Here is a 23,155-nt window from a genome sequence, read left to right as displayed (position 1 = left end):
CTCCCCCCCCACCCCCACCCCTCCTCCCCGATTTCTTGTCTTCGCTTGTCCCTCACCAAGGCGTCTGCTCACCGAGGCGTCTGCTCACCGAGAGATCCGCTCACCGAGGGGTCTACTCGACGAGAGGTCTGCTCAGCGAGGGGATTCTCCACCGAGGCGCCTGCTTGCGCATCGGCGGCTCATCAAAGTCGCCCGCGCCCCTCTGGGCCCCGGTCAGGCCCCATGCTCGGCCCCGCTCCACCGCGTCGCCTGGCGGTGAACTCGTTGCGGCCGCTGTCCGGCTCGTACGGTGGCACGTCCTCCCCAGGCTGGTAGTGGGGCCCCTGACGTATGTGGCGGCATACGATCGCGAGGTCCGTCGCAGCCAGTGCCGCCACGAGCGCACAGCCGGCGGCCCAGCCGGGACGGCCGACCACCATGAAGACGGCCACGCCGAACGCCGCCCATATCAGTCCCCACAGGGCCAGAGCGCGCCGTGTTTTCAGCAGACTCCGTGCCTCCAAGGGCTCATTGCCCGTACGCATCACCACTCACCACGCATCCCCGCCTTGGCTCATCGGACGTTCGGAAGTGGAACTCCGGAAGTGAAAGTTCGGAAGTCTGGTGCGCGCCGTCGTCGGCGTGCCTGTCACTCTCTGTTTCTTGTCTTTGGCTGTTTTGTGTCCGTCTCCTGTTTGCCTCCGGACGCTTCGATGTTGATGGGGTGCTGGGCTCCGCGCGGGTGCCGGCGGGGCCGTCGGGCGCGTTACGCCATTGCGTGCTGACCTGGGCTTCTTGCCTGACCGAGCGGCTTTCTCTTCCTTAAGGATCCTCCGGTTCCGGCCGTACGTCACGCCCCCTGGCCAGCCTGTGGATAACTTTGGGCGGCTCGAGGAGAGGCGAACCCCGGCGGCTGTGTCGTTACCGTCCGTGGGGCATGGGCATGCGTGAGCGCATCCCCGGCCGGGTGGCTGTTGATCCATGACAGTCCGCCCAGATCGAGTCGCTTCCTCGCCCGGGTGATCGCCACATAGGCCAGCCGCGCCTCATCGAGGTCGACGGGGCCCGGCAGTGGTTCTCCGTCCTCGCCGGTCTCCTCCAGCTCGTCCGGCTCCGTGAAGTCGGCCGCGATGCGCACGCTCGACCACTCACGGCCTTTCGCCCGATGGGCGGTGGATACTGTGAGCTCAGCTCTGTCCTCGCTTGAGAGGCATCCCAGCGCGCGGAGCACGCTCTCCGCGCTGTGTTCGTCGAGGAGTTCCACGAGCGGCAGGAGGTCTCGGCCGGACGGGTCGGCGGTCGCGTACTCCCGCAGCTCCTCCCAGGATTCGAAGAGGGTCAGCTCGGGGTGGGCGGTCCGGCTGCCGCGCTGGAGCTCGTACGCGGCCCGGGCCAGGGCTGTCAGGGAGTCGCCGCCACCGGCCAGGGCAACTCTGCGCCCGTCCGACAGCAGCCTTATGACTTCCGCCATCGCGCCCGCATTGGACCGGCAGAGCACGGCATCGGGGCGCGGAACGGGCCCAAGTTCGGTGTCGAGCAGTGGCGAGCCGATGAGCCGGACAGGGGCGTCGACAATCGCCAGCCATCGATTTGCCGCTGCCGCGAGCGCAGGCCCGAACCGGAACGACTGGGAGAGCGTGAGCTGTCTGCCGCGGAAGCCGGTCATCACGTCGCGTGCGCCCCGCCAGCCGTAGATCGCCTGCGCCGAGTCACCGACGAGCACCAGTTGGGCGTGCGCACGCTGGGCGCTGAAGACCTGCTCGACCACGGGGTTGGTGTCCTGGGCTTCGTCGAGGAGCAGGAAGTCGGCCCGGATGACCGGTGCGCTCAGTGCCCACATCTTGAGGTAATGATCGTGCTCGAAGCGGACGGCGCCACGGTCGGGGTCCTGAAGGTCGGCCCAGGCCTTGCGGGCGTAGGGAAGGACGGCCTGCGCCAGCTGCCCGTGCAATGCGTCGGACTCGGCGCCGCGCAGGCGAGGCACATGGGCAGCGTTCAGTACTGGGTCGGCCGAGCGACAGAACTCGGTGACGGTGCGCAGGACGGTGTACGAAAGAGCCTTGCTGCTCACCGTTCGCGTACCGATACGCAGCCGGAAGCCGGTGTCGATGCCCAGGGCGGAGCCGGTCCGCCAGCCTGCCTGTCGGGGTGCGTTCATCCGCCGCTGGAACCGGTGGCCCACGGCCGCGTACGCCAGGGAATGGGCCGTACTGCACGTCACGTGCGCGGGGAAGCGCCGGGTGGCGTCCTGCGCGATGGCTTTGTTGAACGCGAGGTAGCGCCCGGGCCGGCGCGTGCTGCGGGCCAGTATCGCCAAGGTCGTCGTCTTGCCCGTTCCCGCGCCGGCCTGGAGCACGAGGTGGTCGCCCGCATGGAAGGCGTCGGCGGCGGCCAGTTGCTCGGAGGTGGGGGAGTGCGGAGTACGAGGCGTGGGCCCGTCCGGGCCGTCACGGTGGTGCATGTCGGGTGGGCGGCTTCGGGTGCGTGGTGTGTGAGGAGCGCGTCTGTGCGTGGAAGGGGTGGCGGATGTTGGTGGTGGGGTGGTGAGTGAGGGGAGCTGGTCGGTCATGGGGATCTCCTGTGGGCTGCCTCGGACTGTTTTGGACCGCCTTGGACTGCGGGCTTCGGTAAGGCCGGGGATCGCTCGGCGGCTTGCTCAGCACACACCGAAAGTTACGTTGAGTTACTGGCGGTTGAACCGTAGCGGATCGCTGGGGTCGGCGGGCTAAAGATTTTTGACCAGCGGTTTTTCCTGTGGATAACTGGCTCGGTGATCGTTCCGGCGGGATTGTCAGTGCCGTCTGCTTCCATGGTTTTCACGCAGGGTCGCGGCTCCGCGGCAGTGGCCGCGCCGGGACGGGAGGGGGAGCTGATGGAGGCGACCGTAGACTCACGGGTCGGAGTACGACACGAACGGAACGGCATGGCGAGACGGCGGGAGATGAGCGCGCGGGATGCGACCGGGCGGGCCCGGTCGACCGGCGCCGCGCCGACCGGGCCGTTCCCCGACGGTCGTCCGAGCCCGGCCGCGGCGTCGGATGGTGTGATCCGGCACGCGGCGGTGTTTCTGCCGGCCGAGCTGCCGCGTGCCGGGAAGATCGCCTTCTGGAGTCCGCAGGGCGAGCCGCTGCCCGAGCCCCCGGGAGCGGCGGAAGCCACGGAGCTGAAGGTCGTGCGGCGGCACGGGAACTCCGTCCGCAGCCGTACGGTTCCCGCGCTCGAACTGACCGTCGCTGAGGCCGTACCGCTCCTCGTCCGCGCCCGCCATGACCCGACGGCGCATCCGGCCACCGCGTGCTGGGGTGCGGCCGCCTGGCAGGCGCTGCACCTGGTGGCGCGTGGCCGCATGCTTCCGGGGCTCACCGCTGACGACGCGGACGCCTGGCGCGCCGGGCCGCTGGACGCCGAGGATGCCGCGCAGCTGCGGGCGATCGCCGCTGCCATGCCCGCCGAGGCGCATGCCGTCCCCGTGCCGGGCAGCAAGCCCCTCCAGTTGCATGCGCCGAACGCCCTGGTGCGCGCCTTCATCGACGCGGTCGTCGATGTCCTGCCACGCACGCCGGCTGCGGTGCATGTGGCGGGCGCCCCGTTCGCCGCGGCCGTTCCGCAGCGGTTGCCCGGCGCGCGGGACTGGGCGGCAGAGGTCGCGGCGGGCGTGGACAGCGGTGTACGGATCTCGCTGCGGCTGGACCTGTCGGCACACGAGCTGTTCGACATCTCGGCGGAGGAGACGGAGAGGGAGGCAGGAGAGGAGCCGGAGGCGGCAGAGGAGACGGCGCACGGCAGTACGGACGAGTACGGGGCCGGTGGCAGGGCAGGAGTCGCGGCAGCGGTTCTGCAGGTCAGCCATCTCACCGACCCGACGCTCGTCGCGGACGCGCGGGAGCTGTGGGACGGGGAGGCGCCCGACGGCTTCGGGCCGCGCGCGCAGGTGGACGCGCTGCTCGCGTTGCGCAGGGCGGCCCGCGTCTGGCCGCCGCTCGGCCGATTGCTGGACCACCCCGTCCCCGATGTCCTGCCGCTCGACGAAGAAGAGCTGTACGAGCTGCTGGGTGATGCCGCGCCGCGCCTGAAGGCAGCGGGAGTCGCCGTCCACTGGCCGAAGGAGCTGTCCCGGGGGCTGACCAGCACCGCTGTCGTGCGGCCGGCGCCCGGTTCTGCGGCGGACGGGTTCGGCTTCTTCGATGCCGAGCGACTGCTGCGCTTCGAATGGCAGATGGCGCTCGGCGGTTCCCCGTTGAGCGACGCGGAGATGAACGTCCTGGCAGAGGCGCATCGCCCCCTCGTGCGGCTGCGCGACCAGTGGGTGCTCGTGGACCCCGCCCTCGTACGCAAAGCCCGCAAGAGGGAGCTGGGATACCTCGATCCCACAGAGGCGCTCGCCGTGACGCTCGCCGGTGAGACCGAGGTGGAGGGGGAGCGCGTCGAGGTGGTACCGCTCGGAGCGCTCGCCCATCTCCGGGCACGCCTCACCGCCGACGCCGCGCCCCTGGAGAAGCCCGCAGGTCTCCACGCCACCCTCCGGGACTACCAGCTCCGCGGCCTGGCCTGGCTGGACCGTATGACGGCACTCGGGCTCGGCGGCTGCCTCGCCGACGACATGGGCCTGGGCAAGACCGTCACCACCATCGCGCTGCACCTCCACCGCGACCACCCCGACCCCACCCTCGTGGTCTGCCCGGCCTCGCTGCTCGGGAACTGGCAGCGGGAGATCGAGCGGTTCGCCCCCGGCGTCCCCGTGCGGCGCTTCCACGGAACCGGCCGCAGTCTGGAGGACCTGAAGGGCGGCTTCGTCCTCACCACGTACGGCACGATGCGCAGCAGCCCCAAGAGGCTGGCCGAGTGCTCCTGGGGGCTGGTCGTCGCCGACGAGGCGCAGCATGTGAAGAATCCGCAGTCCACCACGGCCAAGGCGCTGCGCACGATCAAGGCGCCCGCGCGGGTCGCCCTCACCGGCACCCCCGTGGAGAACAACCTCTCCGAGCTGTGGGCCCTGCTCGACTGGACGACACCCGGACTGCTCGGGCCGCTCAAGACGTTCCGGGCCCTGCACGCCCGCGACATCGAAGGCGGTGAGGTGCCCGGCGCCGCGGAACGCCTCGCGCGGCTCGTACGGCCGTTCATCCTGCGGCGGAAGAAGTCCGACCCCGGCATCGCCCCCGAGCTGCCCCCGAAGACGGAGACCGACCACCCGGTGCCGCTCGGCCGCGAGCAGGTGGCGCTGTACGAAGCGGCCGTCCGCGAGACGCTCGCCCGTATCGAGGCGGCTGACGGCATGGCGCGCCGCGGTCTGGTGATGAAGCTGCTCACGGTGCTCAAACAGATCTGCAACCACCCGGCGCAGTACCTCAAGGAGGCCGCGCCCGGCCTCACCGCGCGCTCCGGGAAGCTCGAACTGCTCGACGAACTGCTGGACACGATCCTCGCGGAGGACGGCGCGGCGCTGGTCTTCACGCAGTACGTGGAGATGGCGCGCCTTCTCGAGGAGCACCTCAGGGCCCGCGGAGTACCCACTCAGCTGCTGCACGGCGGAACACCGGTTGCGCAGCGGGAGGCGATGGTCGACCGTTTCCAGGCGGGCGAAGTCCCGGTGTTCCTGCTGTCGTTGAAGGCGGCGGGTACGGGGCTGAACCTCACTCGCGCCGGCCATGTGATCCATTACGACCGCTGGTGGAATCCGGCCGTGGAGGAGCAGGCGACCGACCGGGCCTACCGGATCGGCCAGACGCAGCCCGTCCAGGTGCACCGACTCGTCACGGAGGGGACGGTGGAGGACCGGATCGCCGAACTGCTCGCCGCCAAGCGTTCCTTGGCCGAGGCCGTGCTCACCGGGGGCGAGGCGGCCCTGACCGAACTCACGGACGCGGAACTGTCCGACCTCGTCACGCTGAGGAGGTCGGCATGAGCAGCCGTGAGCAGCACGATGGGCACCACCCGAACGAGCAGAACGACCAGCCCGGCCGGGATGACGAGGAGCAGGGGACGGCGGCCACGAGCGAGGGACTGGAGCGGGTCCGGCGGGAGTTGGAGCGCGGCCGGGCCATTGCGCGGGCGCGTGAGGCCGCCGCGGAGGCGAACCGTGACCGGGACACCGAGAATGCGCTGGGGGACGCGGCGCGTGCGGCGGACGGGGCCGGACGCGGCGCGGACGCGGTCCCGGATGCGGACGGGGATGTGCGTGGCGGCTTTGAGCGGGCTGCCGATGCTGAGGGGCCCGGGGCCGGGGCCGGAACCGGGCGGCGGAGCGAGGCGGCCGAACGTGCGCGGCAGGCTGTGCGGCGTACGGGGCAGGGGCCCGGGCGCGCCGTGCGTGAGCCGGAAGAGCCCCGAGAGCCGGAATCGCAGTCGGCTGACGCGGCGCCGGACAACGGCCCGTCGGCGGGCGCGACCGGTGACGGCGAGGAAGGCCGGAGCCAGGGGGCGGAGCGGGCCCGGCAGGCGTTGAAGCGGGCGGCCGGAGAAGCGAGGCGCGCCCGGGTGCGGGCGTCCCAGAAGCAGCCGGTCCAGAAGAGGGCGCCCCAGGGACAGGCGTCTCCGGTGCAGGCGTCCCCGGTGACGGACGACGGCGCGGGGGCGGCCAACGAGGGCGTGGGCCAGGGGACTGTGCGCCGGAGTGCGGCTGCGGAGCGGGCTCGCCAAGCAGTAGCACGCGCGGGGGAGGAGAAGACCCGCCCCGGTGAGGAGAAGGCGCGCCCCGGGGAGGCGCGGGAAGCCGAGAAGACCGCTGGCAGCAAGCCCGCCGGCACGAAGCGCGTCGGTGAGGTGCGCGCCGGCAGCAGGTCGGATGCCGTCGAGCGGTCCACCCCGCCGGACCGTTCGGGGCAAGGGCTTCGGAGCCTGGGGGACGCGCTGAACGGCGCGCACGGTGGCCCCGGCGAAGGCAGTACTGGGAGCGCGGCGCGCGTACCGGGTGACGGACCCGAGGCGGCCAGTCGTGCGGCGGGGCGGGCCCGGGTGTTCCCCGCGGTGGCGGCCGGTGGCGGTGACGGTACGGAGTTCGCCGAGACCTGGTGGGGACGGGCGTGGCTCGACGCGCTGGAGAGCACGGCGCTCGACACGGCGCGGCTCGCGCGCGGCCGGGACTACGCGAGTGGCGGGCACGTCGGCCGGATCACCGTTGCCCCGGGCCGTATCTCCGCGCCGGTGACGGGCAGCCGACCGTATCCCTACCGGGCCGAGCTCCGGTTGCGGCCCTTCACGGACGCGGCGTGGGAAGCCTTCCTCGACGGTATCGCCGCCCGCCCCGCCCACCTGGCGGCCCTGCTGGGCAGGACGGTGCCGCGGGCCCTGGCCGAGCGGCAGGACGAGGCGGGCGTGCGGCTGCTCCCGGGCCCCGGGGATCTCGTACCGCGTTGTTCGTGTCCCGACCGCGGGCATCCGTGCAAGCATGCCGCGGCGCTCTGCTTCCAGGCCGCCCGCCTGCTGGACGCCGACCCGTTCGTGCTGCTCCTCCTGCGCGGACGCGGCGAGCGGGAGCTGCTCGACGACCTCTCGCGGCGCAACGCCACCCACAGCGCCCACTCCGAACGGGCGACCCGCGCGGCGCTCCCCGGAGTACCGGCCCGCGCAGCCCTCCAGGTACGGGACCTTCCGACGCTGCCGCCACCGCTGCCCCTCCCGGCCCACCCCGGGCGGCCCCTGGTACTGCCGACGGCCGACGACCCGGCCATCGACCCGGCCGCCATCGAACTGCTGGCCGCCGATGCCGCCGCCCGGGCCCGCGCCTGCCTGGCCGACGCCCTGGCAGTACCCGCCCCACATCGTGAAGCGTTCACCGAGGCCGGGGCCTCGCCGTTCCCCGCCCGTACCATCTGGGAGGACGCGATCCGGCTGGTCGCCGGGGCGCACCCGACCTCGGGGCTGACCGCCAGCACGAGGGAGATCTACCGCAGCGTCGCCGAGGCCACCAACCGCCCGGTGAACGACGTCGCGCGCGCCGTGGCCGCTTGGCGGCAGGGCGGACCGGAAGGTCTCCGCCTTCTGGAGACGACGTGGGACCCGCCGGCCGGTGACTTCGACCGCGCCCGCAGTGCCCTCTCGGCCGCCGACCTGCCCTCGCTGCGGCCCCGGCACAACCACCTCACGGACGCCGGCCGCGGCATACAGCTGCGCTTCGGCCGCGACGGCCGCTGGTATCCGTACGAATCCGACCCCGGGGCGGAGGACTGGTGGCCCACCGGACGCGCCGACGCCGACGCCGTGGGCGCTCTCACTCCGCTGCTCGCGACGGAGTAGACGACTGAGCAGACGGCCAACCGGACGGCCAACCGGACGGCCGAGCAGACGACTGACGCGACTGAAGAGACGACGAAGAGACGACCGAAGAGAGTCACCCCGTGGAAGGTCTCGACACACTCACCCACGCTCTGGCGCGGCGCACGCCCGAACAGCTCGCCGCGCTCCTCGCCCGGCACGCCGAGCCGCTCTCGCGCCGCCCTGCGCCGGCCCGGCTCCGTGAACTGGCCGCCTCCTTGTGGTCGTACGAAACGCTGCACCAAGTAGTGCTGGGGCTCGGCCGGCCGTGCCTCCAGGTGCTGGCCGCGACCGCGCGGCTCAGCCAGGGGCGCGCCCGGGAGGCCGCGCACGGGCCGGCCGCCCCCGATCCGGGCGCCGGCTACCAGTCCCTCATGGCCCACAGCCTGGCCTTTCCGGACCTGGCGGCGGAGCCGGTGCCGGAGGCGGACGTGTACGCGGCGTTCGATGGTGACCGGGAGGCTGTCGGGACGGCGTTGGAGGCGCTGTACGAGGCGGGGCTCGCCGCGCCGACGGAGGGCGGCCGGATCGTCGTACCGCCGCGTACGGCGCAGCTGATCGGCGGTCACGATTTCGGGGCGTTCGAGCCCGAGCCCTCGCCGGTGTCTCTGGCGGCCGCGTCAGGACCGGTCGAGGAGCGGGCGCTGGCGGCCGAGTCGCAGGCGGCGGCCGCCGCGCTCGCCGGGGCCCTGGAGCGGCTGCTCGCCGCGCTGGCGGTACAGCCCGCGGCACTGCGCAGGTCCGGCGGGCCCGCCGTACGCGAGATCAGGCGGCTGGCGAAGGCGGCCGGCACCTCCGAGCCACGTACCCGGCTCCTGCTCGACCTCGCGCTCGCGGCCGATCTGATCGCCCTGAGCCGCACGCCCAGCGGCACCGTCGCGCTGCCCACGAGCGCGTACGACGACTGGCTCGCGCTGCCGCCCGGTGAGCGGCTGCTGCCGGTCCTCACCGCGTGGGCGCGGCACTGGGCGATCGCGACGTGGACGCCGTTCGGGGAGACCCCGACGGCCCTGGAGCGCGGCGACGACCGGCGCGCGCCCGCCCTCCGGCACGGCCTGCTCGCCGCCCTCGCCACCAGCACGGACACGGGTACCGGTTCGGGCGCCGGTAGCGAGAGCGGTGCCGCGCCCGGCCCCGGCGTCCCGATCCCGGCCCCGGACGCGTCGTCGCTGGAGGCGCTGCGGCCCCTGGTGGCGGTCGCCGGGTGGCACCGTCCGCTGGCCGTCGCCGACGAGCCGATGATCCTCGAACGTGCCGCCCACACGCTCGACGAGGCCGTCTTCCTGGGCCTCGTCGCCTACGGGACGCTCACGCCCGTCGGCCGGGCCCTCCTTCGTGCGGAGACGGCAGCCGATCCCGCCCCGTTGCGCGCGGCACTGTGTACGTTGCTTCCTCCGCCGCTCGAACAGGCCCTGTTCCAAGGCGATCTGACGGCCATCGTGCCGGGGCCGCCCTCCGCCGGGCTGTCCGCGCTGCTCGCGCTCGCCGCCGACCGCGAGTCCGACGACAGCGCCACCGCCTGGCGGTTCAGCGGCGCCTCCATCCGCCGGGCACTGGACGCGGGCCGCACCGCCGACGCACTGATCGACGACCTCACCGCGGCGTCCGCCACGGGGCCGCTGCCGCATCCGCTGACGTACCTGATCAAGGACACGGCGCGTACGCACGGGCGCATACGGGTCGTGCGCGCCGGCTGCTGCATCCGTTCCGACGACGCCGCGCTCGTCCAGGAGCTGATCGCCCACCGGGCGCTGCGTGACCTCGGGCTGCGGGCGATCGCGCCGACCGTGCTCGTCGGTGCGCAGGAGCCGGGGCCCACCCTGGACGCCCTGCGTGCGGCCGGTTACGCGCCGGCTCTCGAAGCGGAGACCGGTACGACCGTAGTCGAGCGCACGGCCGCGCACCGCAGCCAGGCGCCGCTCCGGAAGCCCACCGATCACCTTGCCCTGGCCCGGCGCCTCCTGAACGGCTGAAGGCGTCTCCTGGAGGGCTGAAGGGAGGAAGCCCGCCGGCCGGCTGTCCGTGCGGCCGGAGAGCCTCCCGCTTCATGATCAACTACACGGCGCCGGAGGTCAACGATGGGCAGGGGCGGGCCCCTCTCGGGCCATGCGGCGGGCCCCTCTCGGCCCACGTAAGGAGCCGAGAGGGCGATGCTGCACGGATCGCGCAGGTCAGGGGGTCAGTGACGTACGAGGCGCCGCGGCGGCAGAATGACGGCGTGCGGCTCGAAGCGATCACCTGGGAACGGCTGACCGATGCGCTCGCCGAGGAGGTGGCGGGCCTGACGGCGCAGGACGGCAGGCCCTGGCTGCGGGTGGGCATCGACGCGGCCCCCGCAGCGCGCCCCGGGGAGCTGGCCGGGCAGCTCGCCGAAGCGCTGCGGCTGCGCGGCCGTTTCGTACAGAAGAGCGGCGCCTACGGCTTCCTGCGGCCGGCATCGCTGCGTCTGGAGTACGGGCGGCACGACCCGGACGCGTACTACGACGAGTGGTTCGACCGGCAGGCGCTGTGGCGGGAGGTGTTCAACCCGCTGGAGGCCGGGGGCAGTGGCCGGGTGCTCCCGGACCTGTGGGACCCGGAGCGGGACCGGGCGACGCGCAGCCCGTATGTCGGGCTGCCGCCCGGCGGCGTGCTGATCCTGCACGGGCCGCTGCTGCTCGGGCAGTGGTTCCCGTTCGACCTGACCGTGCACCTCGGGCTGTCGCCGGGCGCGCTGGAACGGCGCACGGAGACGGGCGAGCGGTGGACGTTGCCGGCGTTCGCGCGGTACGAGGCGGAGGTGGGGCCCAGGGAGGCGGCCGACGTCGTCGTACGGGCCGACGATCCGCGCCGCCCGGCGTGGAGCGGTATCGGCCGGTAGGCCGGTAAGGCGGCGTCTGAGCGTTCGGCCGATGCGGCAGCACGTGGGCTTTCCCTCATCAGCCCATGATCCACTGCCCGTTGCGACGGTTACCGTGAAGCCATGGCAATCGACGAAGTGGGCGAACGGGGGGCGGCGCTGCCGGGCAGCACCGGAGCGACGGCGACCGTGGAGGCGCGGCCGCGGACGGTCGGCGCGGTCCGGACGGTGTACGCGCCGGACCCCGACGGTGACCCGGACCCGGGCGAGATCGTGTGGACCTGGGTGCCGTACGAGGAGAACGACGGGCGCGGCAAGGACCGGCCCGTGCTGGTCGTCGCCCGCGAGCGGACGGGCACGCTGCTCGCCGTGCAGCTCTCCAGCAAGCGGCACGACGACCGGGAATGGGTGGCGATCGGCTCCGGGCCCTGGGACCGTGCCGGACGCCCTTCGTGGATCGCCCTCGACCGGGTGCTGAGGGTGCACCCGGACGGGATGCGGCGGGAAGCCTGCGCGCTGGACCGGGGCCGCTTCAACCTGGTCGTGAACCGGCTGCGGGAGCGTTACGGCTGGCGCTGAACCGTGCGCACACCGGGGTGTCACCCGCCGTCGGCCACGGCCAGGATCTTGTTGACGGTGTTCCAGTTGCGGGCGGTGGCCGTGACGCCCAGCTTGAGGCTCGCCGCGGTGACGGCCGCGGCCAGCCTCGAACGCCCGACGCCCTCCGGGCACCAGAGGTACAGCTCGCGGCCGAGCAGCCGGAAGGTGTCGGGCGCGTACCCGGCCGGGTCCAGGGCGTCCAGCGGGGCCGTGTCGGCGGGCGGCTCCGACAGGAACGTGACGTGCAGCGTCTTGGGCTCCGCCACCGCCTCCGGGAACGGGTTGGCCGCGACGGTGGCGGCGATGTCGTCGCGGGTGCGGACCATGACCGGTACGGAGAAGCCCAGCGCGGCCGCGAAACCGGCCTCCAGGGCGCGCGCGGTCTCCTCCGGAGGGACACCGGGGTCGGCGAAGACGATGTTGCCGGTCTGGAGGAGGACGGTGACGTCCTGGAAGCCCAGCTCCGCCATCAGTTCGCGCTGCTGCGCCACGGGGAACCTGTGGTGCCCTCCGACGTTGATGCCGCGGAGCAGGGCGACCTGACGGGACATGAGCGGGACCTTTCGCAGGGCAGGGCAGGCGCAGCGGAGAAGGAGCGGCACGGCACGGAGCGGCCGCCTCTCCGGTCAGCGGAGCGGCCTCTCCCGGTCGGTCAGAAGAGCGGCTGCGGCAGCACTCCTTCCAGGGCCAGGAGCTGCCGCTTGGTCTCCAGGCCGCCGCCGAAGCCGCCGAGTCCGCCACCGCTCTCGACGACGCGGTGGCACGGCACGACGACCGGCAGCGGATTGGAGCCCATGGCGGCGCCGACCGCGCGGGCGGCGCCCGGCTCGCCGACCCGGTCGGCCAGGTCCTGATAGCCGACGACCGTGCCGTACGGCACGCGGGCTGCCAGCTCGCGCAGCACCCGCTCGTTGAATCCTGAGGACAGCGACCAGTCCAGCGGCACCGTGAAGTCCCGCAGCTCACCGGCGAAGTACGCGACGAGCTCCGCGGCGGCCGCTTCCACCGCCGGTATCGAGGCGACCGGCTCGGTGCCGAACGCGCCGCGCAGCCGGGCGAGCGACCTGGTCCGGGCCCTGTCGTCAGCGTGGAAGACGACCAGGGCCAGGCCGGCGTCGGTGCCCGCGAGCAGGAGCGGGCCGATGGGGGTGTCCAGCATGCGCCAGGCCCAGTCGCGCGGCGGCCTCTCGCGCTCCTCGGGAATCGTCCGGTCCTCGGAAATGGTCACGGCTTCAGCCTAGAACTCCCCACTGACAATCGCCGTGGAAAGAAGCCGGAGAAGCCGTGAGCACCGCCGAGGTGCGGTGGGTTACGCGGCCGGGACCAGGAACCCGGAGTCCTTCAGGGCGTTCCTCACGACGTCCGGGGCGTTGGTGATGATGCCGTCGACGCCCCAGCTCGCGACCTTCTTGGCCGTGGGCGCGTCGTTGACGGTCCAGGTGTAGACCTCCAGCGGGCGTCCGTGCGCGCCCTGGAACGCGTGCACGGCCGAGACGTACGCCATGTCGATCGTCTTGTAGCTGGGATTGATCTGGTCCGTGAACTTCGCGTACTTGGGCAGGTCGGCGATGGCCGGCGTCCCAAGGAAGCCCGTCTTGAGGGCCGGGCGGAGTTCGTGCACCTTCTTGACCGAGTCGCCGTTGAAGCTCTGGAGGACCAGCCGGTGCTTCACGTGCTGGCGGTCCAGCCAGCCCTCCTCCTTCAGCTGCCGCAGGATCTGCGCCTCGATGCCCGGGTAGAGCTCGGGTGACTTCAGCTCCATCAGCAGTTTCTGGTCGTTGTGGCTGACCGCGTCCATGTAGCGCTCGAGCGTGGGGACCCGCTCGCCCTTGAACTTCGCGTCGAACCAGCTGCCCGCGTCCAGCTTCTCGATCTCACCGAGGGTGAAGTCGGAGATCTTCCACGGAGCCCGGTCGGGGTACAGCTCCTCGACGTTGGTCGTGCGGTTGAGCGTCGTGTCGTGCATGACGATCAACTTGCCGTCCTTGGTTCGCTGGACGTCGTTCTCCACCCAGGCGACGCCCATACGGTGCGCGGCGTCGACTGCGGCGACGGTGTTCTCGGGGGCGTAGGCCGAGGCTCCTCTGTGCGCGACGGTGACCGGTCTGTGCGGGTGGTCCGCGGCCTGGGCGGCGGCAGCGGGGAGGCAGAACGCCGTCAGCCCCACGAGCGCGCCGGCAGTGGCGGCGGCAGGCCGAATGTGCATACGGACTCCTCGGATTCGACGTCTGTGGGGGGCGGTCGGCGGCAGGTTCCCAGCGGCGGTGTACTGGAAGATAGGTCAGGGATGGACATAAATTGAACGAGAAGTGTCGTGTGTCCCGGGTTTGGGACCGTACGGGGACGATGCGGACGGCGTGATCGCGCAACGGAGGTCCCGGCCGAGGCCGGGGAAACCTGCGCTTGACCGCTGTTCAAGGGCGCCTGGTGGCAGATCGTCGCCTTTTGGGCGACGGGCGGCTTTGGCTGGTTCACCTCTTGCGTGCCGTTGCGCCACCACACATGGGCGCCGGAGGTGCGGCCAGAGGGAGCCCCGGGGAGCCGGCGACCGTCGGGGCCGCACGGGCCGGAAGGGCATGCTGAAGCGGAAAGTGCCTCGTGACGGCGGGTGTGCGGTCGCTTCCGCGGCGTCGGCGCCGGCGTTATGGACGCCGGTTGTCAGTGGTGGGTCGTACGGTGGGTTCCATGCGGCCCGTTTCCCAGATCGAACGCACGGTGGCGCCTTTCGAGGTCGTCAGCCCGTACCAGCCCAGCGGTGACCAGCCGGCGGCCATCGCCGAGCTCGAGCAGCGCATCCGAGGCGGTGAGAAGGACGTCGTCCTGCTGGGCGCGACCGGCACCGGCAAGTCGGCGACGACCGCGTGGATGATCGAGAAGCTGCAGCGCCCGACCCTCGTCATGGCGCCGAACAAGACCCTCGCGGCCCAGCTCGCCAACGAATTCCGCGAGCTGCTGCCGAACAACGCCGTCGAGTACTTCGTCTCGTACTACGACTACTACCAGCCCGAGGCGTACGTCCCGCAGTCCGACACGTACATCGAGAAGGACTCCTCGATCAACGAAGAGGTCGAGCGGCTGCGCCACTCCGCGACCAATTCGCTGCTCACCCGGCGGGACGTGATCGTGGTCTCCTCCGTGTCCTGCATCTACGGCCTGGGCACGCCCCAGGAGTACGTCGACCGGATGGTGCCCCTGAAGGTCGGCGAGGAGATCGACCGCGACCAGCTCCTGCGCCGCTTCGTGGACATCCAGTACACGCGCAACGACGTGGCGTTCACCCGCGGCACCTTCCGGGTGCGCGGCGACACCATCGAGATCTTCCCGGTCTACGAAGAGCTGGCCGTCCGCATCGAGATGTTCGGCGACGAGATCGAGGCGCTGTCGACCCTCCACCCGCTGACCGGCGAGGTCATCAGCGACGACCAGCAGCTCTACGTCTTCCCCGCGAGCCACTATGTGGCGGGCCCCGAGCGGATGGAGAAGGCGATCGCCGGCATCGAGGCCGAGCTCGCCGAGCAGCTCGCCACGATGGAGAAGCAGGGCAAGCTGCTGGAGGCCCAGCGGCTGCGGATGCGGACCACGTACGACATCGAGATGATGCGCCAGATCGGCACGTGCTCCGGCATCGAGAACTACTCGCTGCACATCGACGGCCGCGAGCGGGGCTCCGCGCCGAACACCCTCCTCGACTACTTCCCGGAGGACTTCCTCCTGGTCATCGACGAGTCGCACGTCACGGTGCCGCAGATCGGCGCGATGTACGAGGGCGACGCCTCCCGGAAGCGGACCCTGGTCGACCACGGCTTCCGGCTGCCGTCCGCGCTGGACAACCGGCCGCTGAAGTGGGAGGAGTTCCAGGAGCGCATCGGGCAGGCCGTCTACCTCTCCGCGACCCCCGGGCCGTACGAGCTCTCGCGCGGCGACGGCCACGTGGAGCAGATCATCCGCCCGACCGGCCTCGTCGACCCGGAAGTGGTCGTCAAGCCCACCGACGGGCAGATCGACGACCTGGTCCACGAGATCCGCACGCGCACCGAGAAGGACGAGCGCGTCCTGGTCACGACCCTCACCAAGAAGATGGCCGAGGACCTCACGGACTACTTCCTGGAGCTGGGCATCCAGGTGCGCTATCTGCACAGTGACGTGGACACGCTGCGCCGGGTGGAGCTGCTCCGTGAACTGCGGGCCGGCGAGTACGACGTGCTGGTCGGCATCAACCTCCTCCGGGAGGGCCTGGACCTGCCCGAGGTCTCCCTGGTGGCGATCCTCGACGCCGACAAGGAGGGCTTCCTCCGGTCGGGCACGTCCTTGATCCAGACGATCGGCCGTGCGGCACGCAACGTCTCGGGCCAGGTCCATATGTACGCGGACAAGGTCACCCCGGCGATGGCGAAGGCCATCGACGAGACCAACCGGCGCCGTGAGAAGCAGCTCGCGTACAACAAGGCGAACGGCATCGACCCGCAGCCGCTCCGCAAGAAGATCAACGACATCGTCGCGACGATCGCGCGCGAGGACGTCGACACGCAGGAGCTGCTGGGCACGGGGTACCGCAAGGCGGCCGACGGCAAGGACGCCAAGGGCAAGGCGCCGGTGCCGGCGCTGGGCGGCGCCGCCGAGAAGGTCGGCAAGGGCGCCAAGAAGGGCGCGAAGGGCAAGGCCGGGGACGGCGTGCCGACGGACCGGCCCGCCGCCGAGCTGGCCGAGATGATCGAGGAGATGACGGACCGCATGCGGGCGGCCGCCGCGGAGCTCCAGTTCGAGGTCGCCGCCCGGCTGCGCGACGAGGTGAGCGAGCTGAAGAAGGAGCTGCGCCAGATGCGGGAGGCCGGGCTGAAGTAACGGGAGGCCCGATTGGAGTAACCGGATCGGGAAGGCCGGGAAACGGGGCAGCGGGGAATCGGTGGGCGTACGGGCTGAGCGCGTGCGTCCACCGGCGCGTCCGGGGACAGACCGGACCGCCCTGTCACGCCCTCTGTCACACCGCTGTGACCTGGCATTTTGCCTAACTCTTTACTTTTCCATGGCGTTCCTTTACGCTCTTTTGTGCGGAGGGGAGTATTCCCGCCTGCGGCGTACCCGTCATCACGGATCGGTTGGAGATCCCGGGGCGCCGGCCCCTCGGGGCGGAAGAGACCTCCGGCAGCGACGACGCTGTTTGTGTTGTTACGACCTGCCGGAGGAGCAGTGGACGTTTCCCTGACCCTGTGGGTGCTGACCATTCTTGGTCTGTGCGCCCTCATCGCCGCCGATTTCTTCATCGGCGGCCGCAAGCCGCACGACGTGAGCATCAAGGAAGCCGGTATCTGGACCGGCGTCTGGATCGCGCTCGCCGCCCTCTTCGGGCTCGGGCTCTTCCTGTTCGGCGGCGGACAGCCGGCCGGTGAGTTCTTCGCCGGCTTCATCACCGAGAAGTCGCTGAGCGTCGACAACCTCTTCGTCTTCGTCCTGATCATGGCGAAGTTCGCGGTGCCGTCGATATACCAGCAGCGGGTGCTGATGGTCGGCGTGCTGATCGCGCTCGTACTGCGGGCCGTCTTCATCGGCGCCGGCGCGGCGATCATCGCCAACTTCTCCTGGGTCTTCTACATCTTCGGCGCCTTCCTCATCTGGACGGCCTGGAAGCTCATCCAGGAGGCGCGCGCCGAGGAGGAGGACGAGGAGTTCGAGGAGAACCGCTTCCTGAAGATGGTCGAGCGGCGCTTCCCGTCGACCGACAAGTACCACGGCACGAAGCTGTTCATCGTGGAGAACGGCAAGCGCCTGATGACGCCGATGCTGATCGTCATGCTGGCGATCGGCACCACCGACGTCCTCTTCGCGCTGGACTCGATCCCCGCAATCTTCGGTCTCACCCAGGACCCGTACATCGTCTTCACGGCCAACGCCTTCGCCCTGATGGGTCTGCGGCAGCTGTACTTCCTCATCGGCGGACTGCTGAAGAAGCTGGTCCACCTCTCGTACGGCCTGTCGGTCATCCTCGGCTTCATCGGCGTGAAGCTGGTGCTGCACGCGCTGCACGAGTCCGGGGTGCACGTCCCGGAGATCAGCATCCCGGTCTCGCTGGGCGTCATCTGCGCCGTGCTGATCATCACGACGATCACCAGCCTGCGCGCCTCCAAGAAGCAGGCGCAGGCCGAGGCCGCCGCCGGAGCGGGCGGTACGGAGGGCAAGGACAAGGACTCCATAGGCGCCTGAGCCTGAGTCCGAGGCGCAGGCGTACAGACAGCGCGCGGTGTGCGGGCCCCCGCCCGTACACCGCGCGCTCGTCGCTTGCCCGTCGCGTCACCAGCCGCGCTCGCGCCACTCCGCGAGGTGCGGGCGCTCGGCGCCGAGGGTGGTGTCCGCGCCGTGGCCCGGGTACACCCAGGTCTCGTCCGGCAGTCGCGCGAAGAGCTTGTTCTCGACGTCCTCGATCAGGCTGGCGAAGTCCTTCGCGTTGCCGCGGGTGTTGCCGACCCCGCCGGGGAAGAGGCAGTCGCCCGTGAAGAGGTGCGGGTGGCCGTGCGGGTCGTCGTAGATCAAGGCGATGCTGCCGGGGGTGTGGCCGACCAGGTGGCGGGCGGTGAGCGTGACCCGTCCGACGCTGATGGTGTCGCCGTCCTCGACGAGGACGTCCGTCGGGACGGGAATGCCCTCGGCGTCGTAGCGGCCGGCGAAGGTCCGCGCGCCGGTCCGCTCGACGACATCGCGGAGCGCTCCCCAATGGTCGCCGTGCTGGTGCGTGGTGACGACCGAGGTGATGCCGCTCTCGCCGATCAGCCCGAGGAGCGTGTCCGGCTCCGCGGCGGCGTCGATCAGCACCTGCGTATCGGTCGCGCGGCAGCGCAGCAGGTAGGCGTTGTTGTTCATCGGACCGACCGCGACCTTGGAGATCATCAGATCGGTCAGCTCGTGTACGTCGGCCGGTCCGCCGACCTTGACTGCTCCGGTGTACGCCATGCCCGCAGCCTACTGGCCGGGGCCCTGGAGGCAGCGCGTCCGGGGGCGTACCGCGGTACCGGCCGACGCCCGGTCAGCGGTCCGGCAGCTCGGGCAGGGCGGCGCCGTCGGCGGTGGTGAGGCCGGTGCCCTTGGAGCGGCCGGTGAGCCAGCCGACGAGCGCGGCCGGGGAACCGCTGACGGTGAGCGGTGTGCCGTTGGCGCGGCCCGTCCGCCAGCTCCGCCCGTCGTCGGTGCACAGCTCCAGTGCGGCGACGTCCGGGTGTCCCTTCAGCCGCTGCTCCGCGAGGAAGGCCAGCTCGGCGTCCACGTACTCCGCCGCCAGGTGCTCGACCGTGTAGCCGACGCCGAGGTCCACGTGGTGCAGCTCTACCTCCGCGAGCCGGCGGAAGGGCAGCCGTCCGGCCCGCTCGACGACGCCGTTGCGCATCTCCACCTCGTACGACAGGCGCTCGGGCCCCAGGGCCGAGCAGGCCGTCTCCCAGCGCTCGGCGCTGGACCGCAGGTCCTCCAGGTGGACGGCCAGCGGCCGGTCGGCGTCCCGCTCGATGTCGGCGTCGCGGGCAGCGGGGGTGGCGTACATGGGCGTGCGGATGCCCGTACGCGCCCACGCGAAGAGGTTGGCGAGCGCGTCGGCGTTGCGCGCGAGGTGGGCGAGCACATGGCCGCGGGACCAGCCGGGCAGCAGGGACGGCTCCCCGACGGCCTCGTCGTCGAGCTTGGCCACGGAGACCAGCAGGCGGTCGGTGGCGGCGTGGACGGCTGCCGCGTCGTACGCGAATTCCTGTGCGGTGTCGGTCATGGTCCGAAGCTAGCGCCACCGCCGTCACGGCGGGAGTCGGCGCACGTCGCCAGCCGGGAGCGCGCGGGGGCCCAGCCACGCGGAGGGGGAAGGGCCGGGCCGGTTCCGTTGTTGCAGGAGGAGTGCGCCCGGCCGGGCCGATGAGGTGTCCGTGCCTGCGCGCTCGTCGGTCCACGGGCATATATGTGCAGGTCAGTGACGCGGTGATCGGTTCGGGAACCGGCGTTGTCAGACCCCGGCGTTACCGTGAAGGACGCGGTGGGATCCGACGTCCGGCGCCGCCGTGAGCAGGCGTTCGGCGCGGCGGACCAGGCGTCCGGTTCCGTTGTGCAGCAGGCCGCTCCGCGGTAGTGCGCCGGGGCACCGGCGCCTTCGCGTCAGCGGAATGCCGTTCGGCCACACCTTCGGGTGAAGCCGTCCGGCGGAGACCGTAAATCGAATGCACGTGCTATAGGCTCGTGTGTGGCATCGAAACGACATCGACAGACATTGCCGCGGCGGCCCCCATACCCTGGGGCGGGGGTGCGCGGCACCCCGCTCCTCTCACGAAAGGTGCCGACCGGCGTGACAGACCGTCTCATCGTCCGTGGCGCTCGCGAGCACAATCTCCGCAACGTCTCGCTCGACCTTCCCCGCGACTCCCTCATCGTCTTCACGGGCCTCTCCGGGTCGGGCAAGTCCTCGCTCGCGTTCGACACGATCTTCGCCGAGGGCCAGCGGCGCTACGTCGAGTCGCTGTCCTCGTACGCCCGGCAGTTCCTCGGGCAGATGGACAAGCCCGATGTGGACTTCATCGAGGGCCTGTCCCCGGCGGTCTCCATCGACCAGAAGTCGACCTCGCGCAACCCGCGCTCCACGGTCGGCACGATCACCGAGGTCTACGACTACCTCCGCCTGCTCTTCGCCCGCATCGGCAAGCCGCACTGCCCCGAGTGCCGCCGACCGATCGCCCGCCAGTCGCCGCAGGCCATCGTGGACAAGGTGCTGGAGCTGCCCGAGGGCAGCCGGTTCCAGGTGCTCTCGCCGCTGGTCCGCGAGCGCAAGGGCGAGTTCGTCGACCTCTTCTCCGACCTGCAGACCAAGGGATACAGCCGGGCCCGGGTCGACGGCGAGACGATCCAGCTCTCCGAGCCGCCGAAGCTCAAGAAGCAGGAGAAGCACACGATCGAGGTGGTCGTCGACCGCCTCACGGTCAAGGAGACCGCCAAGCGCCGGCTGACCGACTCCGTCGAGACCGCGCTCGGCCTCTCCGGCGGCATGGTCATCCTCGACTTCGTCGACCTGGACGCCGACGATCCGCAGCGCGAGCGGATGTACTCGGAGCACCTCTACTGCCCGTACGACGACCTCTCGTTCGAGGAGCTGGAGCCGCGCTCCTTCTCCTTCAACTCGCCCTTCGGCGCCTGCCCGGAGTGCACGGGCATCGGTACGCGCATGGAGGTCGACCCGGAGCTGATCGTCCCGGACGAGGAGAAGTCGCTCGACGAGGGCGCCATCCACCCCTGGTCGCACGGCCACAACCGGGAGTACTTCGGCCGGCTGATCGGCGCGCTCGCCGACGCGCTCGGCTTCCGTACCGACATCCCCTGGGCCGGCCTGCCGCAGCGCGCCAAGAAGGCCCTGCTCAACGGCCACCGCACACAGATCGAGGTGCGCTACCGGAACCGCTACGGCCGGGAGCGGCGGTACACCACTCCGTTCGAGGGCGCCCTGCCGTTCGTCCGGCGGCGGCACTCCGAGGCGGAGAGCGACTCCAGCCGCGAGCGCTTCGAGGGCTATATGCGCGAGGTGCCCTGCCCGGCCTGTGAGGGCACGCGGCTGAAGCCGATCGTGCTGGCCGTCACGGTGCAGGACAAGTCCATCGCCGACGTCGCCGCCATGTCGATCAGCGACTGCGCCGACTTCCTGCGCGACATGACGCTGGACGCCCGGCAGAAGAAGATCGCCGAGCGGGTGCTGAAGGAGGTCAACGAGCGGCTGCGGTTCCTGGTGGACGTCGGCCTGGACTACCTCTCGCTGAACCGCGCGGCCGGCACCCTCTCCGGCGGCGAGGCCCAGCGCATCCGGCTCGCCACCCAGATCGGCTCCGGGCTGGTCGGCGTGCTGTACGTGCTCGACGAGCCGTCGATCGGGCTGCACCAGCGGGACAACCACCGGCTGATCGAGACGCTCGTCCGGCTGCGGAACCTCGGCAATACCCTGATCGTCGTCGAGCACGACGAGGACACCATCAAGGCATCGGACTGGGTGGTGGACATCGGCCCCGGCGCCGGTGAGCACGGCGGCAAGGTCGTGCACAGCGGTCCGTTGAAGGAGCTGCTGGCCAACGAGGAGTCCGCGACCGGGCAGTACCTGTCGGGGAAGAAGGTCATCCCGACGCCGGGCGCGCGCCGGCCCGTGGACCTCGAGCGCCGCCTCACGGTGCACGGCGCGAAGGAGAACAACCTCCGCGACATCGACGTGTCCTTCCCGCTGGGTGTGCTGACCGCCGTCACGGGCGTCTCCGGATCGGGCAAGTCGACGCTGGTCAACGACATCCTTTACACCCACCTGGCGCGGGAGCTGAACGGCGCCAAGTCGGTGCCGGGCCGCCACACCCGGGTCGAGGGCGACGACCTGGTCGACAAGGTCGTGCACGTGGACCAGTCGCCCATCGGCCGCACGCCGCGGTCGAACCCGGCGACGTACACCGGCGTCTTCGACCACGTCCGCAAGCTGTTCGCGGAGACGATGGAGGCGAAGGTCCGCGGCTATCTGCCGGGCCGCTTCTCCTTCAACGTCAAGGGCGGCCGCTGCGAGAACTGCTCGGGCGACGGCACGATCAAGATCGAGATGAACTTCCTGCCGGACGTCTACGTGCCGTGCGAGGTGTGCCACGGGGCGCGGTACAACCGCGAGACGCTGGAGGTGCATTACAAGGGCAAGTCCATCGCCGAGGTGCTGGACATGCCGATCGAGGAGGCGCTGGACTTCTTCGAGGCGGTGCCGACGATCTCCCGGCACCTGAAGACGCTCAACGAGGTCGGCCTCGGGTACGTCCGGCTCGGGCAGTCCGCGCCGACGCTCTCCGGCGGTGAGGCGCAGCGCGTGAAGCTGGCGTCGGAGCTGCAGAAGCGGTCCACGGGCCGCACGGTCTACGTCCTGGACGAGCCGACGACCGGTCTGCACTTCGAGGACATCAACAAGCTGATCCGCGTGCTGTCCGGGCTCGTCGACAAGGGCAACTCGGTGATCGTCATCGAGCACAACCTCGATGTGATCAAGACGGCGGACTGGGTCGTGGACATGGGCCCGGAGGGCGGCAACGGCGGCGGACTTGTCGTCGCCGAGGGCACGCCCGAGCAGGTCGCCGGGGTCCCGGCCAGCCACACCGGCAAGTTCCTGCGGGACATCCTCGGCGACCGGGTCAGCGACGCGGCCTCGTCGAAGGGCGCGCCGGCGAAGCGCTCGGCGGCGAAGAAGACCACGTCGGCGGCGGCGAAGACGGCGGCCAAGAAGACGGCGACGAAGCGGACCGCGGCCAAGAAGACCGTGGCCGCGGAGTCGTCGGCGAAGAAGACCGCGACGAAGGCGGTGAAGAAGACCGCGACGAAGGCGGTGAAGCCGAAGGGGGCGAAGGGGAAGTCCTGACGGGCGGAAGGGGCGGACAGGGGCACAGCCCCTGAGCCTCCGGGCCGGCCGTACCGCGCGATCGGCCGGCCCGGCCTCCCGGCCCGTCGGGCCGGCCGTACAGCCGATGT

The 23,155-nt window shown here is 71.2% G+C and carries 15 protein-coding genes; 8 read left to right on the top strand and 7 right to left on the bottom strand.

Translation table 11 applies throughout. The annotated features are described in order from the left end of the window. Positions 1-182: 182 nt before the first annotated feature. Positions 183-524: a DUF6343 family protein gene (locus IG84_RS42440; RefSeq protein ID WP_078649667.1), complete on the bottom strand. Its 342-nt coding sequence runs from the start codon at positions 522-524 to the stop codon at positions 183-185. A gap of 305 nt (positions 525-829) precedes the next feature. Further along, complete coding sequence (locus tag IG84_RS0132585) at positions 830-2,440, bottom strand: UvrD-helicase domain-containing protein (protein WP_031065363.1); 1,611 nt, start codon at positions 2,438-2,440, stop codon at positions 830-832. 462 nt (positions 2,441-2,902) lie between these two features. On the opposite strand from IG84_RS0132585, the gene IG84_RS0132580 reads away from it, so the two are divergent. The 5 genes from IG84_RS0132580 to IG84_RS0132560 all read left to right on the top strand — a co-directional run bounded on the left by IG84_RS0132580 (position 2,903) and on the right by IG84_RS0132560 (position 11,650). Further along, positions 2,903-5,884, top strand: coding sequence for a DEAD/DEAH box helicase (locus tag IG84_RS0132580; RefSeq protein WP_031065359.1), 2,982 nt, complete (start codon positions 2,903-2,905; stop codon positions 5,882-5,884). Continuing rightward, positions 5,881-8,214 carry an SWIM zinc finger family protein gene (locus tag IG84_RS39360; protein WP_078649665.1) on the top strand — a complete coding sequence of 778 codons (2,334 nt, stop codon included), beginning with the start codon at positions 5,881-5,883 and terminating at the stop codon, positions 8,212-8,214. The genes IG84_RS0132580 and IG84_RS39360 overlap by 4 nt, the downstream gene beginning before the upstream one ends. A 101-nt stretch (positions 8,215-8,315) precedes the next feature. After that, the gene (locus tag IG84_RS0132570; protein WP_031065353.1) at positions 8,316-10,205 is read left to right on the top strand and encodes a helicase-associated domain-containing protein; all 1,890 of its coding nucleotides are present in this window, start codon (positions 8,316-8,318) and stop codon (positions 10,203-10,205) included. Positions 10,206-10,450: 245 nt separating this feature from the next. Beyond that, complete coding sequence (locus IG84_RS0132565) at positions 10,451-11,092, top strand: nucleoside/nucleotide kinase family protein (RefSeq protein WP_031065350.1); 642 nt, start codon at positions 10,451-10,453, stop codon at positions 11,090-11,092. A 102-nt stretch (positions 11,093-11,194) separates the two neighbouring features. Further along, the gene (locus tag IG84_RS0132560) at positions 11,195-11,650 is read left to right on the top strand and encodes a type II toxin-antitoxin system PemK/MazF family toxin (RefSeq protein WP_031065348.1); all 456 of its coding nucleotides are present in this window, start codon (positions 11,195-11,197) and stop codon (positions 11,648-11,650) included. Positions 11,651-11,670: 20 nt separating this feature from the next. Here IG84_RS0132560 and IG84_RS0132555 read toward each other — a convergent pair whose 3' ends face one another. The 3 genes from IG84_RS0132555 to IG84_RS0132545 all read right to left on the bottom strand — a co-directional run bounded on the left by IG84_RS0132555 (position 11,671) and on the right by IG84_RS0132545 (position 13,877). Further along, positions 11,671-12,222, bottom strand: coding sequence for a DUF1697 domain-containing protein (locus IG84_RS0132555; protein WP_031065346.1), 552 nt, complete (start codon positions 12,220-12,222; stop codon positions 11,671-11,673). A gap of 101 nt (positions 12,223-12,323) precedes the next feature. Beyond that, positions 12,324-12,830, bottom strand: a complete 507-nt coding sequence (locus IG84_RS0132550; protein ID WP_031065342.1) for a methylated-DNA--[protein]-cysteine S-methyltransferase — start codon at positions 12,828-12,830, stop codon at positions 12,324-12,326. A 150-nt stretch (positions 12,831-12,980) separates the two neighbouring features. Beyond that, positions 12,981-13,877, bottom strand: a complete 897-nt coding sequence (locus IG84_RS0132545) for a glycerophosphodiester phosphodiesterase family protein (RefSeq protein WP_031065339.1) — start codon at positions 13,875-13,877, stop codon at positions 12,981-12,983. A gap of 479 nt (positions 13,878-14,356) precedes the next feature. On the opposite strand from IG84_RS0132545, the gene uvrB reads away from it, so the two are divergent. Both uvrB and IG84_RS0132535 read left to right on the top strand, forming a co-directional pair. Beyond that, positions 14,357-16,513, top strand: a complete 2,157-nt coding sequence (uvrB, locus tag IG84_RS0132540) for an excinuclease ABC subunit UvrB (RefSeq protein WP_031065336.1) — start codon at positions 14,357-14,359, stop codon at positions 16,511-16,513. A 345-nt stretch (positions 16,514-16,858) separates the two neighbouring features. Continuing rightward, on the top strand, positions 16,859-17,869 hold the full coding sequence (locus IG84_RS0132535; RefSeq protein WP_031065333.1) for a TerC family protein: 1,011 nt from the start codon (positions 16,859-16,861) through the stop codon (positions 17,867-17,869). An 87-nt stretch (positions 17,870-17,956) separates the two neighbouring features. Here the strand turns inward: IG84_RS0132535 and IG84_RS0132530 are convergent, their stop codons facing one another. Together IG84_RS0132530 and IG84_RS0132525 are read right to left on the bottom strand one after the other, a co-directional pair. Beyond that, positions 17,957-18,613: an MBL fold metallo-hydrolase gene (locus tag IG84_RS0132530; RefSeq protein ID WP_031065330.1), complete on the bottom strand. Its 657-nt coding sequence runs from the start codon at positions 18,611-18,613 to the stop codon at positions 17,957-17,959. 73 nt (positions 18,614-18,686) lie between these two features. Further along, positions 18,687-19,415, bottom strand: coding sequence for a maleylpyruvate isomerase family mycothiol-dependent enzyme (locus IG84_RS0132525; protein WP_031065326.1), 729 nt, complete (start codon positions 19,413-19,415; stop codon positions 18,687-18,689). Between the two features lie 564 nt (positions 19,416-19,979). Here IG84_RS0132525 and uvrA point away from each other — a divergent pair. Next, positions 19,980-23,045 (top strand): excinuclease ABC subunit UvrA, encoded by a 3,066-nt coding sequence (uvrA, locus tag IG84_RS0132515; protein WP_037801117.1) that lies wholly within the window; start codon positions 19,980-19,982, stop codon positions 23,043-23,045. Positions 23,046-23,155: the final 110 nt, after the last annotated feature.

It is taken from the genome of Streptomyces ochraceiscleroticus, from assembly GCF_000720485.1.
GTDB lineage: Bacteria > Actinomycetota > Actinomycetes > Streptomycetales > Streptomycetaceae > Streptomyces > Streptomyces ochraceiscleroticus.
The sequence above is the reverse complement of the archived record's forward strand: the minus strand, read 5'-3'. Positions and strand labels throughout refer to the sequence as shown.